At 31.7% G+C, this 16,908-nt stretch carries 20 protein-coding genes and 1 pseudogene; 2 read left to right on the top strand and 19 right to left on the bottom strand.

Annotated elements, in window-relative coordinates; genetic code table 11:
- Window positions 1-15: 15 nt before the first annotated feature.
- From MUA21_RS00260 to MUA21_RS00235, 6 genes and pseudogenes are all read right to left on the bottom strand, one after another.
- Window positions 16-1,059, bottom strand: a complete 1,044-nt coding sequence (locus MUA21_RS00260) for a glycosyltransferase family 2 protein (protein ID WP_142020077.1) — start codon at window positions 1,057-1,059, stop codon at window positions 16-18.
- Window positions 1,060-1,125: 66 nt separating this feature from the next.
- Complete coding sequence (locus tag MUA21_RS00255) at window positions 1,126-2,616, bottom strand: phytoene desaturase family protein (protein ID WP_071561843.1); 1,491 nt, start codon at window positions 2,614-2,616, stop codon at window positions 1,126-1,128.
- A complete protein-coding gene (locus MUA21_RS00250; RefSeq protein ID WP_071561842.1) occupies window positions 2,617-3,090 on the bottom strand; it encodes a glycosyl-4,4'-diaponeurosporenoate acyltransferase CrtO family protein in 474 nt (157 codons plus the stop codon).
- 4 nt (window positions 3,091-3,094) lie between these two features.
- Window positions 3,095-3,595, bottom strand: a complete 501-nt coding sequence (locus MUA21_RS00245; RefSeq protein ID WP_071561841.1) for a TspO/MBR family protein — start codon at window positions 3,593-3,595, stop codon at window positions 3,095-3,097.
- Window positions 3,596-3,644: 49 nt separating this feature from the next.
- Entirely contained in the window at window positions 3,645-5,144 is a 1,500-nt protein-coding gene (locus MUA21_RS00240) for an NAD-dependent epimerase/dehydratase family protein (RefSeq protein ID WP_262561542.1), read from the bottom strand.
- A 195-nt stretch (window positions 5,145-5,339) separates the two neighbouring features.
- Window positions 5,340-5,530, bottom strand: a pseudogene (locus MUA21_RS00235) (hypothetical protein).
- Window positions 5,531-5,703: 173 nt separating this feature from the next.
- Here MUA21_RS00235 and MUA21_RS00230 point away from each other — a divergent pair.
- Both MUA21_RS00230 and MUA21_RS00225 read left to right on the top strand, forming a co-directional pair.
- Window positions 5,704-6,882, top strand: coding sequence for an MFS transporter (locus MUA21_RS00230; protein WP_262561540.1), 1,179 nt, complete (start codon window positions 5,704-5,706; stop codon window positions 6,880-6,882).
- A gap of 120 nt (window positions 6,883-7,002) precedes the next feature.
- On the top strand, window positions 7,003-7,683 hold the full coding sequence (locus tag MUA21_RS00225) for a flavin reductase family protein (RefSeq protein ID WP_262561539.1): 681 nt from the start codon (window positions 7,003-7,005) through the stop codon (window positions 7,681-7,683).
- Between the two features lie 140 nt (window positions 7,684-7,823).
- Here the strand turns inward: MUA21_RS00225 and MUA21_RS00220 are convergent, their stop codons facing one another.
- From MUA21_RS00220 to ccrC, 13 genes are all read right to left on the bottom strand, one after another.
- Window positions 7,824-8,492 carry an ABC transporter ATP-binding protein gene (locus MUA21_RS00220; protein ID WP_262561538.1) on the bottom strand — a complete coding sequence of 223 codons (669 nt, stop codon included), beginning with the start codon at window positions 8,490-8,492 and terminating at the stop codon, window positions 7,824-7,826.
- A gap of 17 nt (window positions 8,493-8,509) precedes the next feature.
- Window positions 8,510-9,559, bottom strand: coding sequence for an ABC transporter permease (locus MUA21_RS00215; RefSeq protein ID WP_107386643.1), 1,050 nt, complete (start codon window positions 9,557-9,559; stop codon window positions 8,510-8,512).
- A gap of 167 nt (window positions 9,560-9,726) precedes the next feature.
- Window positions 9,727-9,915 carry a hypothetical protein gene (locus MUA21_RS00210; RefSeq protein ID WP_262561536.1) on the bottom strand — a complete coding sequence of 63 codons (189 nt, stop codon included), beginning with the start codon at window positions 9,913-9,915 and terminating at the stop codon, window positions 9,727-9,729.
- A 615-nt stretch (window positions 9,916-10,530) separates the two neighbouring features.
- Entirely contained in the window at window positions 10,531-10,674 is a 144-nt protein-coding gene (locus MUA21_RS00205; RefSeq protein ID WP_262561535.1) for a hypothetical protein, read from the bottom strand.
- 19 nt (window positions 10,675-10,693) lie between these two features.
- On the bottom strand, window positions 10,694-11,293 hold the full coding sequence (locus MUA21_RS00200; protein ID WP_107517905.1) for a hypothetical protein: 600 nt from the start codon (window positions 11,291-11,293) through the stop codon (window positions 10,694-10,696).
- 139 nt (window positions 11,294-11,432) lie between these two features.
- On the bottom strand, window positions 11,433-11,924 hold the full coding sequence (locus MUA21_RS00195; RefSeq protein ID WP_107386471.1) for a hypothetical protein: 492 nt from the start codon (window positions 11,922-11,924) through the stop codon (window positions 11,433-11,435).
- Between the two features lie 15 nt (window positions 11,925-11,939).
- Window positions 11,940-12,230 carry a hypothetical protein gene (locus MUA21_RS00190; RefSeq protein WP_107386472.1) on the bottom strand — a complete coding sequence of 97 codons (291 nt, stop codon included), beginning with the start codon at window positions 12,228-12,230 and terminating at the stop codon, window positions 11,940-11,942.
- A 51-nt stretch (window positions 12,231-12,281) separates the two neighbouring features.
- On the bottom strand, window positions 12,282-13,154 hold the full coding sequence (locus tag MUA21_RS00185) for a WYL domain-containing transcriptional regulator (protein WP_262561534.1): 873 nt from the start codon (window positions 13,152-13,154) through the stop codon (window positions 12,282-12,284).
- A 169-nt stretch (window positions 13,155-13,323) separates the two neighbouring features.
- On the bottom strand, window positions 13,324-13,770 hold the full coding sequence (locus MUA21_RS00180) for a JAB domain-containing protein (protein WP_262561533.1): 447 nt from the start codon (window positions 13,768-13,770) through the stop codon (window positions 13,324-13,326).
- A 27-nt stretch (window positions 13,771-13,797) separates the two neighbouring features.
- Window positions 13,798-14,304 carry a DUF1643 domain-containing protein gene (locus tag MUA21_RS00175; RefSeq protein WP_262561532.1) on the bottom strand — a complete coding sequence of 169 codons (507 nt, stop codon included), beginning with the start codon at window positions 14,302-14,304 and terminating at the stop codon, window positions 13,798-13,800.
- Window positions 14,305-14,319: 15 nt separating this feature from the next.
- Window positions 14,320-14,631, bottom strand: coding sequence for a DUF960 family protein (locus MUA21_RS00170; protein ID WP_262561531.1), 312 nt, complete (start codon window positions 14,629-14,631; stop codon window positions 14,320-14,322).
- A gap of 95 nt (window positions 14,632-14,726) precedes the next feature.
- Complete coding sequence (locus MUA21_RS00165; protein WP_262561529.1) at window positions 14,727-15,065, bottom strand: SAUGI family uracil-DNA glycosylase inhibitor; 339 nt, start codon at window positions 15,063-15,065, stop codon at window positions 14,727-14,729.
- A gap of 105 nt (window positions 15,066-15,170) precedes the next feature.
- Entirely contained in the window at window positions 15,171-16,847 is a 1,677-nt protein-coding gene (ccrC, locus tag MUA21_RS00160) for a cassette chromosome recombinase CcrC (RefSeq protein WP_262561527.1), read from the bottom strand.
- Between the last annotated feature and the right edge of the window lie 61 nt (window positions 16,848-16,908).

The raw sequence follows: 16,908 nt of genomic DNA, 5'->3' as shown, positions 1-16,908 counted from the left end.
GTATAAAAAACTAAGCTATAAATCTATTCTACGGCCTTTCCAATATATACGTTTGAATACATTGATATCTAACCATGATTTAAAAAATATCACGACAAAGCATATGAAGAGCAGTGGATGACATAAACTCGCAACGATATTAAAATTTCCTGTTCTTCGAATAAATATATGAAATTGTATCGCATATATAAAATATAGAGTAATAGCTAATAATATATATAACGAGCCTAAATTAATTGAAAAAATTATCGCTAAAACTGTTGTAAGTGAACCAAATAGCCATAAAAATACAAACGTAAGCGTAGACTTTTTAGTTACTTGAGAGCCAAGTGCAAAGTGTTTACTCCAACCCTCTAAGAGCGCTTTATATCCTTGAGAATACATTCTAAAATTCACTACGCCTTGGCCTTCATGCAAACTAACTGGCAAACCTTGCTGATTATATGCTTTACTTATTGCAAAGCCTTCAATGATTTGATTTTTAGCTTTCAAATGTCCTTGTGTCAATTTATAATCTTGCTTATTTGTCACAAGGACTGGTCCAAACGCGCCTTGCTCATTATTTGCTGATTTCGTGATTGAAAATTGATTCATACCTACGATTGTCATTAAATTAAAAATCGCCGATATATTTTCATATAGCTTTTTTATCTTGTGATAAGGTTGTATTGACAACAAACCTTTACCACCTTGTAAATCATATTGATTGGCTATATTTTGAATACTATCATCACAAGCAAACTGAACATCAGCATCAACAAACATTAATAAATCATGCGTTGCATATTTGCTACCTTGCCAACAAGCATGTGACTTACCTTGCCATGTAGTATCATTTTCAACAGTATATACGCTCGCACCATAATATCTAGCGACAACTTGTGTCTCATCAGTTGAACCATCATCCATAACAATTACTTCTATTTCTTGCTCTTTACTTATACTGTTAAGTAATTTAGGTAAGTTCTCCGCTTCATTTCTAGCAGGTACAATAACACTGACGGCTGTCTGACTTCTTCCTTTTCCGGAGTTATTTATAATCGCTCGACGCGCATACATACACATTCCACTTATTAGTGATAGTATCGTCAATACTATTGCTATTATATAAAGTATCATTCAGCCTCAACTACTTTCTCCATTAATAATAGCTTCTGCTACTTGCATACCACTCAAAGTAACCATAGGCATACCAGCGCCAGGATTTACAGAACCACCTACAAAGTACAAATTTTTGAAGTACTGACTTTTTTTAGGAAATTTAAAACCTTTATTTTTCTTCTTATTGGATACTACGCCATATATAGCTCCTTTATTAGAATTGTATGTATTTTCTATATCATGTGGTATCCATACGTCTTCATATACAATGTGCTTTCTCAAATCTTTCAAGCCCATGGACTCTAATTTATCCAATATACGTTCTTGGAATTGCAGATATTCTGCTTCACTAAATGACTTACTCTGAATGTACGGTATGTGTGGCAATATTTTTATATTCTCGTGTCCCTCTGGCGCCTGTGTCTTATCTGTTTTATTTGTATTCACTACATAAATAGTCGGATCTTCAGGCAAAACATACTGGTGAAAAACTTGATCATAATTAACTTTAGAATTACTTGAAAAGAAAAAGTTATGATGTTGAAGCTCTGGATAACTTTTGTCCACACCAAGATGCATGACATAACCTGAACTAGCTGGCTCAAATTTACGTTCCAATTTGTTTATTTGGTTTGCATCAAAATTCAATAAATACTTATAAACAGGGATTACTTCCATATTAGATATAATGTAATCTGCATATATTTCCTTATTACTTTCTATTGTTATCCCTGTCACCTTATTTTGACTATTATAATTGATACGTTTTACAGGGGTGTTAAAATGTATGCCCACACCTAATTTTCTCGCTAATTGTTCCATCGCTTCCGCTAACTTATGAATGCCACCATCTACGTACCACAAACCTTCCTCATGTTGCATTTGAGGTAATAAACTCAATACAGCCGGAGCATCATAAGATGAGGAGCCGACATATTTTATGAAATAACCTAGCATTTCTCTTAAATATGGGTTATCTACCCTTTTATTAATGGCTTGTTGCATTGTATGAAAATAATCGAATTGCTTTAAAGCTGAAAACGGACCATGATAACGAATAATTGCAAACATCGTATCTAATCCCTTATCAAAGTAGCTTTTTTCAGCAACTTGATGTATCTTTTGTGCGTAACTAAAAAACGAAGAAAGTTGCTCTATATCTTTATTTGTTAACGATTCATTATTTGTTAACATATCTTCCATGGATTCATATAAATCTAAAATTTGGCCATCTGGATAAACGTTTCTAATCTGTAAACTTAACTTACGAATGCTAACATAATCTTCTAGCCTTTCATCACATCGTTGAAATAAGCGTTGAAATACTTTAGGCATGGTTAAAATTGATGGACCGAGATCAAATCCATAGTCATCTATGTCTAACCTATTTACCTTTCCACCGATATGCTTATTTTGTTCATATAAATCCACTTGATAGCCTGCTTGAGCCATACAAATTGCGCTAGCAATCCCTCCCAAGCCTCCTCCTATGACAACCACTTTCTTATTTCCCATTTAATCACCTTTTCTTTTTTGTAATTTATTATAAATACGTATTAACTTAGGGCGATTATAGCGCTGAACAATCATACAAGGCACATTAGTTATAATGACATATATAAAATTAATTATTTTAACACTTTTTGACGCTTTAAAAAACGCAATAACAGGAAATATGGATAGCAGATGAACCACCTCTGCACGTCTAGTTTCTAATATAAATCGCTGTATATCATTCATATTTTTAGATAAATCGAAAGTCGCTTTACTACTGATATTAGGGTTAAGATTTTGACCGTCTGGCAAATGATCTTTCCAATATTGCACTTTAACTAATTGTTGCCATAATTGACCCTCTTGTTCAAAATTCCAACTTCGAAAATACTTATTATCTTTTTCTAAGAACTTATAACTAATACGAGTACCAAGTTGAGCAATAATCATTTGAACTATAAACCAATATAGCGCAATATATATAATCTTTTTCATCAATTTAATTCTCAGATTTCTCTGTATAGCTTGGGTTATCTTTATTTAAATACCAATTACCAGCTGTTAAATAAGTAGCAAAAGCGCTCCAAAGCATATATGGAACTAGTAAAATGCCAGCAACTTTTTTTACATTGAAAAATTTTACAGTTGTTGTAACTACTGCGCCCAGTAATACAACACTCTCTATCAACGCACTAAAGCGTAATTTATATTTAAAGTATAATATCGACCATAGATAATTCAGGCTTAATTGCGTGTAATAAGCACCTTTGAAAGCCTTACTAGTAGATTTATTAGTCACTAATGCATAAGCTACGCCCATCGTTGTATAAAGTATTGGCCACACAATTGGAAAGACGTAGCCGGGTGGTGAAAAAGGTGGTTTAACATTATTTTTATAATCTTTTCTCGCATTTTTCACTGCAAATTTCCCTATAAATTTACCGCCTGTAATTGGTGTTATAACTTTTATAATTGTTTTAATTATCTCGTTTGCTTTCATAGTTAATCCCCTCTTTTTTTGTAAAAGTAACTAGCCTTTATTTTAGCCGTTACAATTCGGCATTGGACATGTTATTTTTTCTAGCTAAATACTTTTTCAATCCATATACTTTCAAAACAATTGCACCTGTAATAACAATTGGCAAAATAAACTTCTTTATATTAAAGTATTCTCCTTTATTAGTTTTTTGGCTATTAATCTTGAATTTAAAAAGATTCATTACACTTTTATGAACTTTTGCTTGGGTATACTTATATACCCACCAAGGTAACGTCGGTTCATATTCTTGTAACGCTATGATACATGCGTCACTATTAGGTAATCTTCTAAACTCTAATCTCGCATTACCACCATCTGAATCTAAAGCGAAATCTCCACCAACAATTCGATATAAAATTCTCTCATTATTAGAAGCTTTAAAATCTTTACTTAATAATAGTAAGTCCTTATTTAAACACGGCACACTAATCGTAAAGTTATCTTCGTTAAAATCACTATTAACGACATTTAATGTAATTCTATTTAAAAAATTTGCATATGATTCTGCCAATTGAATCATATTTACATCTTTAGGTAAGACTACCCTTGATATTGCTCTAACATCTTTAATATCGTCCTTACGTGATGACTTCCCTTTCTTTTGTGTCTTAGTTTCTTCTTCCAAGGCATTACGCACACTTTCCTTATAATCAATCTTGCCTATAGAAATGTCTTTCACAATATTTTCATCATTTCTAATCATATCATGAATTAAGCTATCCATTAACGGATAGACCATTTCTTTTGGGACACCTGAAATAAGTTTCACCCAATATTTACTTAGCCAAATGGGAATAATAGGCAAATCTATCGTAGGTAATCGTTTATCTAGTACCTCTGCAGTTTGCTTGAATAGATCTTTATAAGTCATATGACTAGGTCCACCAATATCTATCGATTCGTTCTCATTTGGATTACGCTCTACAATTTTATATAAACCATCAATCACGTCGTCTATTGCAACTGGCAATGTTGTATTATAAGCCCATTTTGGTAGTAACAGGCCAGGTAATCTTTCTACTAATTTTTTTAATATAGGGTAAGAACTTCCTTTAGAGCCTATAATCAAACCAGCTCTTAAAGTACTTACTGGTACACCATATGATCCTAAAATCTGTTCGCACTCTAAACGGCTTCTTAAATGTGGTGATAATTCATTTGTATTAGGTATCAAACCACTCATAAATACAATATGCTGAACTTTGTTATAACTTGCGGCTTTAGCAAAATTATCAGCTAATAATGCATCCATATCTTCAAAGCTCGCCTGCGTCAACTTAGCTGAAGGCATCATAGAATGGACAAGATATATAGCGATATCAATATCCTCCATTACCTCAGTGATTTCATTTAAATCAAACAAGTCAGCTACCTTCCAAGTAACATTGTGTTCATTTGATTTATTTTCTATATTTCTAGAAATAGCTATAATTTCATAGTTATCTTTTAATTTATTCATTAAGTGACTACCGATATATCCCGAAGCGCCTGTTAATAATATTTTTTTCATATATTTAGCCTCCAAATAGAAAAAGATGGGCAGGTAAACTTTACCTCAGCTCATCTTTAACTTAACGAGCTCACTTGCTCATCATCTTAATTGACAAGAGCTCCAAGTCTCTTACTTAATATTGTACCCTTCTTAAAGCTTTTCAATCTTTATTAGCAAGAATTATGAAATAACTCTACGAATCATCAAAATTGTCTAAAAAAAGGGGATAGTCTTACTTGCTTTAATGATGTCACTAGTAAAAAAAACTCTTTCCCTTTTCCTGTATAAGCTGGAATTAGTATCATATTTGCTTTAGCGCTATATAACCATTCTGGATTTAAACCAGAATTCAATATATCTTGATATTCTTGAAAAGTATTTTCCCAATTTAAGTTTATTTTCATTAATTTACCTCCTGAAAAAGCTCCCATTCGATTGTCATCAATTTCTACACTCACTTACCTATTTCCACTTCATAAAAAATTCAAAACAGAAATGAACATTTTTTCAAAAAAGGTTTTCCAAAACCTAAATAAATGTAATAATGGAAACAATTCATTTTCAAGGAGTAATACGTATGGAAGCGTCAAAAAATTATAATATAATAACATTTGTTTTGTTTATTTCTGGTATCTTAATTATGTTTAATCTATATACCGCAATACCTATAACAGAGCATTTAGCAAATGATTTTGGTATATCTCAGTCAGTTGCAGCAATGAATGGTGTGGTTTTTTCAGTCACTTATTCCATTAGCTGTTTATTTTATGGTACTATTTCAGAAAAATTTGGAAGAATACGTGTCATTTTACTTTCACTGATTGGTCTAATTATAGTTTGCTTTTTGATTGGATTTGTAACTTCTTTTAATACGTTATTGATTTTACGAGGCCTCCAAGGGATATTTGCAGCTGCATTTTCTCCCATAGCTATTACTTACACTACCGAAACTTATCCACTTAAAAAGAGGTTAACAGCAGTAAGTTTTATTAGTACAAGTTTTATGCTATCTGGTATTTTAGGTCAAAATTTTTCAGAAATATTAATCAGCCAATTCGATTGGCACATTATTTTCTTTATACTTTCTTCACTATACATCTGCTTAGCTATTATCATCTTTAGAAATGTCCCAGAAAGCCCTGTAAAAAATTCAGATGTTCAAATCCTTAAATACTTTAGCAATTTCAAAGACTTTGCTAAAAATCGCAAAGTATTCATTTGCTACTTTATCTCTCTAACACTGCTTACAATATTCATCTCTATGTATGCAGTAATGAATGAATTCATACTGTCAGATTTTATTAACGGAGATAATCACACATCATTTCTAGTCAAACTATTTGGTGTTTTTGGTATGTTAAGTTCATTAGTGTCGGGACGTATTAGTAGTAGGTTTGGTGTCAAATTTGTGTTAAATATTGCTTTAGGCGTTTGTGGCGTGACATTAATATTAATGCCTTTTACACATAATATTCTGCTAATAACATTTTTAAGTATTTGCTTTGTCGCTGGAATTTCCTTTGCAGTTCCCTTAGTGATCGCAAAAGTAAATATGATAGTTTACGGAAATAGAGGTTTCTTCTTGTCTGTTAACACATTTATTCTGTTTTTAGGTACAGCAATAGCGCCCATATTATCAATTCACCTTACATCTCTACAGAATTTTATAAGTATGTTTGTAATCCTATCTTCTATTGCATTCTTAGCATTCCTTGCTTCATTATTCTTGCCAAGCGATGAACAAACAACTTATTGATGCACTTTTCATTGTTCTATAGTTTGAACTAATAAATCAATTCAAATTTAGTATTAGACGTTTACATTAATTACAATTATTCTTGCAGTAGTTTCAAAATTTTTGAGGAGTGATCATGTTATGAATTATTCACCAAAACAAGGTACACGTAGCCATGGTTTACTACACGATCCTTTTAAAAGCAGTACTGTTCCTAGACCAATTGGATGGATTTCAACAATATCAAAGGATGGTAAAGATAATTTAGCACCTTATAGCCAATACCAAAATTTAACATGGGATCCGCCTATGGTAATGTTTGCAGCTAATCAATCTGTTTTAGGAGAACACGAGCGTAAAGATACAGTTAAAAATGCAGAAGAAACAGGATGGTTTGTTTGGAACATGGCAACTTATGATTTAAGAGAAGCAGTAAACTTATCTGCTAAGGCATTGCCACCAGAAGAAGATGAATTTGAATTTGCAGGTGTAGAAAAAGAGAAATGCATTGAAGCGCCTGGTCACAGAGTCAAAGCATCTCCTGTACATTTTGAGTGTGAATATGTCCAAACAGTGCGTATCCCTACTGGCGATCCAGTATCAACTGTAGATATGGTAATAGGCCGTGTAGCACAAGTTCATATTGATGACGAAGTTATTCTAGATAATGGGAAACTTGATATACAATCTATTAGACCTATTGCGCGCTTAGGTTATTATGACTATACAGTTGTCAATCAAATTTTTGAAATGAAAGCACCATCTGCATCAAAAGAAGAGTTAGCTGGTTTAGAAGGAAGAAATTTTGATAACAAATCATAATTATTTCTTTATAAACCCCATTATTTACTAATAAAAATGCCTACTTAATTTTATAAGTTAAGTAGGCTATATTTATATTAATTTCGAATCTAATATTTATTAATTAGTAGTACCTTGAATTAATTATTAGCGTTAAAACATTAGACTTGAGCTTGCTCTAATACTCCGTCTTCCATATGATAAACCTTATCACAATATGACGTAAGTCTTTCATCATGTGTAACTACTATACAGGTTTTGTTTTTTCTTAAAGTCTGTTCCTTTAAAATCTTCATAACTTCCATAGCATTCTGGGTGTCTAAAGAGGCCGTCGGTTCATCTGCTAAAATGATTGAAGGTTGCGTATATAAAGCTTTGGCAATTGCCACACGCTGCTTTTGTCCTCCAGATATCTCACTTGGAAGCTTATTTTCAATTGTTTCCAGATTAAGCTGTGACATAAGTTGATTATACTCATCTTCACTTAGCACATTTTTCTTTTGTTTCTTTAGTAATTTAAATTGTTGTTTTACAGTTAAAAAAGACACGAGATTAGTGGCTTGCAGTATGAATCCAATTTCTTGCATTCTTGTGTGTGCTAGTACTTTCTGAGACATACCGGACACTTCGCTCTCATTAATTATAATATCACCCGAACTGGGCGTTTGGAGCGCCCCCGCCATAGTTAAAAACGTGCTTTTTCCAGAACCAGAAGGACCAATAATAGCAATGAGTTCTTTTTGATTAAATTTTAGTGAGGTAGGTTTTACGGCTTCTATTTTTTGATTTCCGTCTTGGAAATATTTAGTAACATTTGTAAATTCTAACATTTAATTACACTCCTTATTTACCCTATCGCTTTAAGTGGATCCACTTTTCTTATCGTTAATATAGAGAACAGACTACCTAATAGTGAAACAACAATCAGTACAATACCGTATATCGTTAGAGTTGCTATACTAAATTTAATAGGCACTGCACTTGGTAAAAATAATCCTGTTATTAATGTCAGTATTAATCCAACAATTGTTCCTATCAAAGCAATAATAAACGTTTGTGATATTACTACCTTTGCTAAATAACCATTTGTAAAGCCTTGAGCTTTTAATACACCAAATAAATTTGTCTTTTGCAGTGTAATCACGTATAAAAATATACCTATAACTGTTGCTGAAATAACAAATAGAAATGAAATCATAAAATTGAGGGTTAAGTTTTGTGCTTTATAGCCAGGTAAATTCTCAACAAAATTTTCAATTTCAATAGCTTCTAAATTGCTATCTAAATTCTTTTTATTCCATTCTTTATCTTTAACAACTACAGCGTTCGTCATGCCTTCTTTTAAGGATGGATTAATTTTTTCTATTGTACTATTACTTGAGAAAATCACAGGCGAAGCATTATATTTTGCACTCTCACTAAATCCTACTATTTTCAATTCTTCATCAGACTGTGATAATGACAGTTTATCACCAACTTTGAAACCATTTTCTTTAAGCGTTTCATCAGCAATAACTTCATTATCAGAATTAAATTTCTTTCCTTCAATCATATTGGGTACTAAAAAAGAATTATCTTTAACACCAAATAGCAATGCATTCTCTTCGGTATCTCCGTTAGAAACAATAACACCCGTCTGCTTTAAACTTGCTTGTTGCTTATATGTGTTTTCTACTTTATCTAAGTTAAAAACTGATTGTTCAACCGTTTGATTTGCATCTTTATTTAACACAATTGCATCAGCGCCCCATTTATCAATACCCTCTCTGTTCATATTCATTAATCCACTGGCTAAACCAGATAATAAGAACAGTAAATAACTTATCATTATCAGAACGCCAACGATTAAACTAAACTTCAATTTATTACGTTTAATTTCATTCCATGCTAAAAACATGGATGCCCTCCTTTTATTTAGTACAATAATATGATTAATTGATTTTCTATTTATGTGCAGTAAATGCCTTAACATAGATTTTAACAATTTAATATAATATTTCATAGTATATGATTCAAGATTTAAATTAGATCCAACGCAATTTGACTAATTAACACAAGTACCCCCTATTCCTTAATTAAGAAATAAATATAAATTAGAGGTGGTTCAAGGATATTTAAATAGTTCATTAACTGCCTAGATAAAATTAATACGAATAGCGATAAGACACCTATTAAAAGTGGTAATCTAAAATCATTAAGACTTTCTATCGATTTCATTCTAACTGTAAATCCTCCTGCCATAAACATCGCCATCCAAAAACCCGCCAAAGATTGCAAAGTTTGTGTAAACTATGCCGATTAACAAACTAAAACTACCTATTATTTGTATGACACCTGTTAAATGCATAAACTATATTAGTATATTTAGATTTTTAAATTTAACCTTTGCATTTTTACTACTAATAATGTTTGTAACTGATAACCCTGTAAATCCAGTTCAGAGAATAAGTTGAATAATTATTTCTATCATTTGCTTTCCTACTTTCTATTAAGTAATAACTATCGTATTATAATTTAAGTCGATAGTTCCTTCCTGAAGTATTAATTTTCCACTTATATTTCACTATTAACATGTATAATTGTCGACAACAAAGTGTATTTCTATCTACTATATTACACATTTTTTAAATTAACTTGCTAATTAAATTATTATTATTATAGGTTAAGTGAATACAACAGCATAATTAATTAGATGCCGCAGAAAATATATTTTCTTTTTAACGAAACTAAATGCTAAAGCTATAGTGCTTAATACATTCTTCCTGTACCTTTTGTTCTTGTGTGTTAATATCATCATTACTAGCTTCATTTTCACGATTTGCATCATCTATTTCGTTGTTTTCTTTTGTATCTAATTCATTATTATTATCATCCTATTTCTGCAATTCTTTTTTCTAATTCTACTTCTTGATACTTGTTGTATTCGAAGGCTGCCACCGTTGCTAAAATACCTAAAATACCTAAAATACCTAAAATAGCAATTACCGTGATTATACTTAGTAATTTTCTCATAATATATTCATCTTTAAGTTTAATAATTGCCTCCTTGACCATTGGCGCGTGCTTCAACCTGACCTCTTAAATATTCTTTATATGCTGGATTTTTAGATAATTCATCTACTGCATCAGCATCTTCGCTTGACATGCCTTCTTTATATGCATCTAAAAAATCATCATCAGACATGTTTTTAGCATCTTCAGCTGTATATTTAGGTGAGCTTTCTTCTGTATTTTCTCCATTTGTAGCTCCACCACCAGATTGGGCCATAACACCTTTTTCAAACTCTTCCTCTTCTTCAGGAGAATCAAATTCACCAGTATAGTCTATGCCATTCTTAGTTTTTTTAATTTCTTCACCATCTTCTGTTGTTCGCACTTCATTAGTATTGAGTTCTTCATTAGAATTATTATTTGTGTTTGTTGGTTCTTGAATTTCTGTTTGGTTTGTAGTTTGATTTTGTTGTTCTTTTTTGGAAGTTTTGTTTTTACTATCTTTTTGTTTGTTTTCAGTTACTTTAGTTTGTTCTTTTTTAAGTTCTAAATCTTTGTAACTTCCATATGCAAATACAACTGCAACTCCCAATATTGCAACTAATAAAATAACTCCTAAACTTGCTAAAAATTTTTTCAACTTAATATCCCCATTCTTTCTAAAATCGCTTTATATTATTATATTAATCTATTTTTCTACGCTTTTATATAATTATTATTAGAATAATTAAAAAAGACATACTTTTTAGGTCAATATGTCTTTGAAAAATATTACTTTCTTATTGTTCTTTAATTTCTATCGGCTGACCCAATTTACTTTCTATAATTTGTGAAATTTCTTTTCCTAATGGCCCTTTGATTACAAGTGTACGTCTTGCAACTGAGGTAAGTATTCCAAATACGGCTCCGATGGCTAGTATACTTCCACCAGAAGTCAAAGCAATTACTGATCCTAATGCAATTTTCCCCAATTGTTTAAAAGGTTTTTTGTTAAATATAACTGTTATTCCAATAACATTAGGTGTCTTTGTCTCTCCAATAATAATTAAATAATTACTTTTATGACTCTTAAAATGATATGTTATTATTTGTGCATTATCTTTAAATACTTTTAATAGTTCGCGCTCATGGCTATTCGATTTTTCAAGAATTTCTTCTTCTTTAAGGACTTCGGTTTCTTTACTAAATGTATATTTTTTATTTAAAGCAAGTGTTTTTAGTTCATTTTCAAAATCATTTAAAGATTTCGCTTCATAATATGCAAATTCCATTTATTTCACTCCCTGTTATTTTTCCCATTTGTTCGTTTCGTGATTATAAGTGAATCCTCTCTCTTGTAATAAGGATTTAGCCGCAATATAAGTATCATAATCCCCATCATCTTTCTTCTGTATCTCATATATTTCCATTAAGTCTTGGTTAGAGCTATCACTTAAAGCGTCTCTCATCAAACCTCTATCGCCTGTTGTTTCCCAAATCGCACCTATGGCAGCGCCAACAGTCGCAACTGAATAATATGCTGCTGCACCGACACCTTTCCCAATACCTTTACCTATCGTTTTTATTATGTTGCCCATGATTCCCATTCCTTTCGTATTTAATAATTTATAAAATATTGTAAATTATGTTTATTCTTGAACCTGTTGTTTTAAATATGTTGACTGCAATAAAAGTAATTCATCCATCACTTGTTCTCTCAAATCAGGGGGTGAAATAATACGTATATTGGATCGATACATAAAACAGAGTTGAATCGCTTCGAGTCTTGTCATCTTAAAAGTGACGATAAGATAATGTGCATCAAATTTTTCTATTACATGAATTTGATAATATCGATGCATTTTTAACCAAACATCTTTAGCAATTTCAAAAGTAATATAGGTTAGTACCTTTGATTTTTCTTGTAGGTCCATAGATTTTTCAGACAAACTCAGATTCATTTGATTAATATCATCGATATAAATTTCATCATCCATTCGATATACTAAGTAAAAAGTATACATTTGATAGTACATCGATAAAGGTAATAATAGTTTTTGGTTGTATTGAAGATATTTATTTTCGTTCATTGCTTGAACAGCTAATGATGACGTCAAAATACCTGTTTGATTTTTATCAATTTCAAAGCGGTCAAGATATTTTAATAATGTAGTTCGATGATCTGAGTGGTGTTTAATGATTAATAATTTAAGATATTGATAAAAGTAATGGCTTAATTTTGGTGTAGTCAGGTATAAAGCAGTCAAAATATCATACATAAAATACATATTTTCACTTTTATTTTGTTCGAACTTATAACTTTCTGATTTATAATCGTACGTAATTTCTTTAGGTGCACTTATCCATGATTTACTTTCATATAAGAAGTTTCTGATATCATCGATATCTCTTTGTATCGTTCGAGGACTTGTCTCAAGTTCTAATGTAAGTGATTGCTTGTTGACGGATTTATTTTGTAGTAACCGATTGTATATTGTTAATATTCGAAATGCACGATCCAATATGTCACCTCCTTTAAGTTATATATTACAAAATAGGTTTGTCACAATAAGTCAATACTCCGTATATTTATTAAAAGTTGTGAAAAATATTTTTCAGATAAAAACATTGATATAAAGGGATTTTATAAATGTTGGAAAGTGACAAAGTAACGGTAGTGACAAAATACGGCTATACCTCTACCTTGAAATCATGTTGTCTAATGGAATAGGTATGACTATCTGAGAAAATAATATGGTCATAAAGTAAAATGCCCATCATTTCACTGATGAGCATTAACCGTTCGGTTACATTGATATCTTCAGGAGAGGGTGTCAGATCTCCACTTGGATGATTATGGCCTAAAATAATACTGTTGGCGTTACTGAGCAGTGCTGTTTTGAATATTTCTCTAGGGTGAATCACTGTTTGGTTAATAGATCCAATCGATAGTGTTTGAATATGTGTAGGTTCATTTTTACTGTTCATACATATAAGAATGAGATGCTCTCGGTCACTGTTTCCAATGAATGAACGCATGATTTCTGCCGCATCCTCAGGGTTTGAAATACGAGCTTTTAGATAACTTAATGTATTTGTTTTTATCATTTGTAGTGAAACGATATTGATTTCTTTCATAATTTACCTCCATCCTCCATATATAGGTTACGCTTTCAAAGTCCATTTCTGTCTTGCTTTCGGATTAAGGGGATGCATGATTTCATTGGTGGCTGGATTAATGAGTCGTTTCACTTTCTTTTTATGTGGTTTTAACATTTCCAATATTTCATTGACTCTAGACTCAACAACTGATTTTTTAGCGTATGCACCCCAAGCTAATATAACTTCATCTGCTTCTTTAACAGCTTTCATGATTTGAATGTCAGTGTGCTTATCATGACTATTTTCTATATGCTTTATATTTGTGGTTGTTATCATGTTTGAATATAGGTTCACAAAATTAATTGATCCGAAGTCTTTCATTTCAGATACTTTATTTAGAATTAATTGAGTCGTTAAATCTAATTTTTGGGTTCCTTCTAAATTTGGATAACAAGTTATAACTGAAATTATCTTTTTATCTTTGTCCCACGTTTTTTTGAGTAAATAACGATGTTTATTATCATCACTAAATATTGCTTCAGTTTCTAATATACATTGTATATTCTGCATGATTGATGCCTCCTATTAATATTCTTCAGGTAGTAACATGACGTAATAAGAAAGGTCTACATCATCTTCTCGGATAATATAGACCTTATTTATATTGATAGCTTTTGAATAATTAGCTTTATGTGTTTTGACATACTCAGGGCGTTCTTGTTGGTGTTTGACAAATAATTGATTATTGTACATGTTGAACTGGAAAACATGAAAGTAATCTATTGCTTCTAGTTTCTTGGACTGTTCGTTTTCACGTTGCGCTACAAGTTGCCATAATTGATGTTGTAATGTGGTAGGTAAGTTTTGGGCAATACCACGAGTGATATATCTATTCATAAGAGACCTCCTTTCGTTCTGATTCTTTCATCCATATAATGATTTCGCTTAGAATAGTGACGACTAATTGTGTGATTTTAATGTATTTATACATATTATTGTCCTCCGGTTAGTAAGTATCGTTGATCTAACAGTGGTATAACTGTGTTGTGTAGATATAAGAAATCCATGTCATTGTTTTCGTCGATATAGCCGATAGCTATGAGTTGTTTCTGATAATAGAGAATGAACGGATATATATTGCTTTTGTGAAGTGTGTCAGAGTAGTAGGTATTAGTCTGAAGCATTTTTTTACTAAGTGGCCCAAGTCTTACGTATTGGTCAGGTAGAATATCATCAGCGATTTCCTCGATAGATTCACATTCCCACTTTTCATCCTTTGGTAGTTTGAATAAGTTGGTTATATAGTGCTTGAGTTGTTGTTCCAGTGTCATAATTATGACCTCCTAGTCTATTTGATTGATGCATACATTTGTTACATCATTTTGATAATATATATTTGATATTCAGTTCATTTCTATCACTTTCATCACTCATGATTAAGTGGCAAAAGTGGTGATTTTGTCGATAGAATATTTCTGTGTACCATAAATAATAAAGTGAATTTTGGGCATAAAAAAAGACCCCCAATCTTTTTTCAAAGATTGAGGGATAAGACTTTCGTCAATTTTATACCGTACGAGCTTCACTTTTTTATCTGTAGTAATTTCAATAGAGTCAATCAACATCTTCATAAGTTGATTTTTTGCTTCTGGTGTAGCTTCTCTTAAGTAGACACTAAATCGGCTAATCATCATGGTTAAACGGCTTTTAAGTTTATCAAAATTTGGTACTTCAGCTTGTGATTCAGTAGCTTGTTGCGCTTCTTTAATTTGCTTATCTAGCATCTCTAGTTGTTCATTCATCTGACTTTGTTTTGCTTTTAACATTTCGCTATCCATTTGGTCATCTAAGAACAATTCCAAAAGGCGTTCTTGTTGCGTTTTGATTTTAGACTTTTGTTTTTCTAAACTATCAATATCAATCATAATGTTACTTTTAGTATTATGCTTTCCCTTAAGTTCAGCTATAACATTAGTGGCAATATCTTTAATTACGTTAGGTTGAGAAAGAATACGATTAAGATGAACGTTAATAACTCTTTCTACAACTTCTGCATTAATAGCGTTACTATGACATGCCGAACTGCCGGAACGATTGAACAATGAACAAATGTAATAACGTTTGATTGTCCGTTCTTTTGATTTCTTTGTTTTGTAGTAGGTACGTCGACATACCATATTATTACCGCATTCTGGGCATTTGATAAGGCCACGAAGGTAAAAATCTCCACCTATTGGTCTGCCTGGTTTAAAACTTTTAGAAGCCAATTTCTCATGAACTTGATCAAATACGTCTTCACTTATAATGGCTTCATGTTTCCCTTTGACCAATATCACATCATTTTCATCACTTTTACCACCTCTTCGCTGAACTGCCCAGTTTTGATGGTTATTAAATCTAACAAAACCTTTATAGACTGGATTATTCAAAATATATTTCACGCCGAACACTGAAAATGGTTTTTGATTAATAGTGCGATATCCTTTTTGATTTAGAATTGTCGTGATTGCTTTAAGTCCTTTATTGTGATTCAAATATAAATCAAAGATTTCCCGTACAATATTAGCTTCATTTTCATCGATAACCAAATCATTTTTTTGTGTAAGTGGGTTAAGTGATAACTTATATCCCAGCAACCTGCCTGTGATAGCCTCTCCACTGCGTGCTTTAGAATTCATAGAAAATTTCACATTCGAAATCAAAGTCTGGCGTTCTATAGATCCTATTAACCCAAACATTGTAACTAAAACTTCACCAGATGCATTGGATGTATCAATATTCTCAGAAATCGATTTATAACCTACGCCATGCTCTTTGAATTCATGAATAATATTAAACACGTCTCTCATTGAGCGTGAGATACGATTCAATTTCCAACTTAACACCATTTCGATTTTATTATCCTTAACATCTTGTAATAGACGTTTCATTGCTGGTCGACCTTCAATATTTTTACCTGATATACCAGAATCGATATAAGTTTCATAGTCATAACCTGGATAGTTTTTCACAACCTCTTTGATAAGTACTTGTTCTTGTTCATGGATTGAGTACCCATGCTCCGACTGCTCTGACGTACTAACGCGTGAATAAAGTGCAATTTTACCCTTCATATCATACCGCTCCTTTTATTAGATTATTGCTACAGACCATCGGTCTTGTAACATCATATGG

Source organism: Staphylococcus ureilyticus, assembly GCF_025558845.1.
GTDB classification, from domain to species: Bacteria; Bacillota; Bacilli; order Staphylococcales; family Staphylococcaceae; genus Staphylococcus; species Staphylococcus ureilyticus.
The sequence above is the reverse complement of the archived record's forward strand: the minus strand, read 5'-3'. Positions and strand labels throughout refer to the sequence as shown.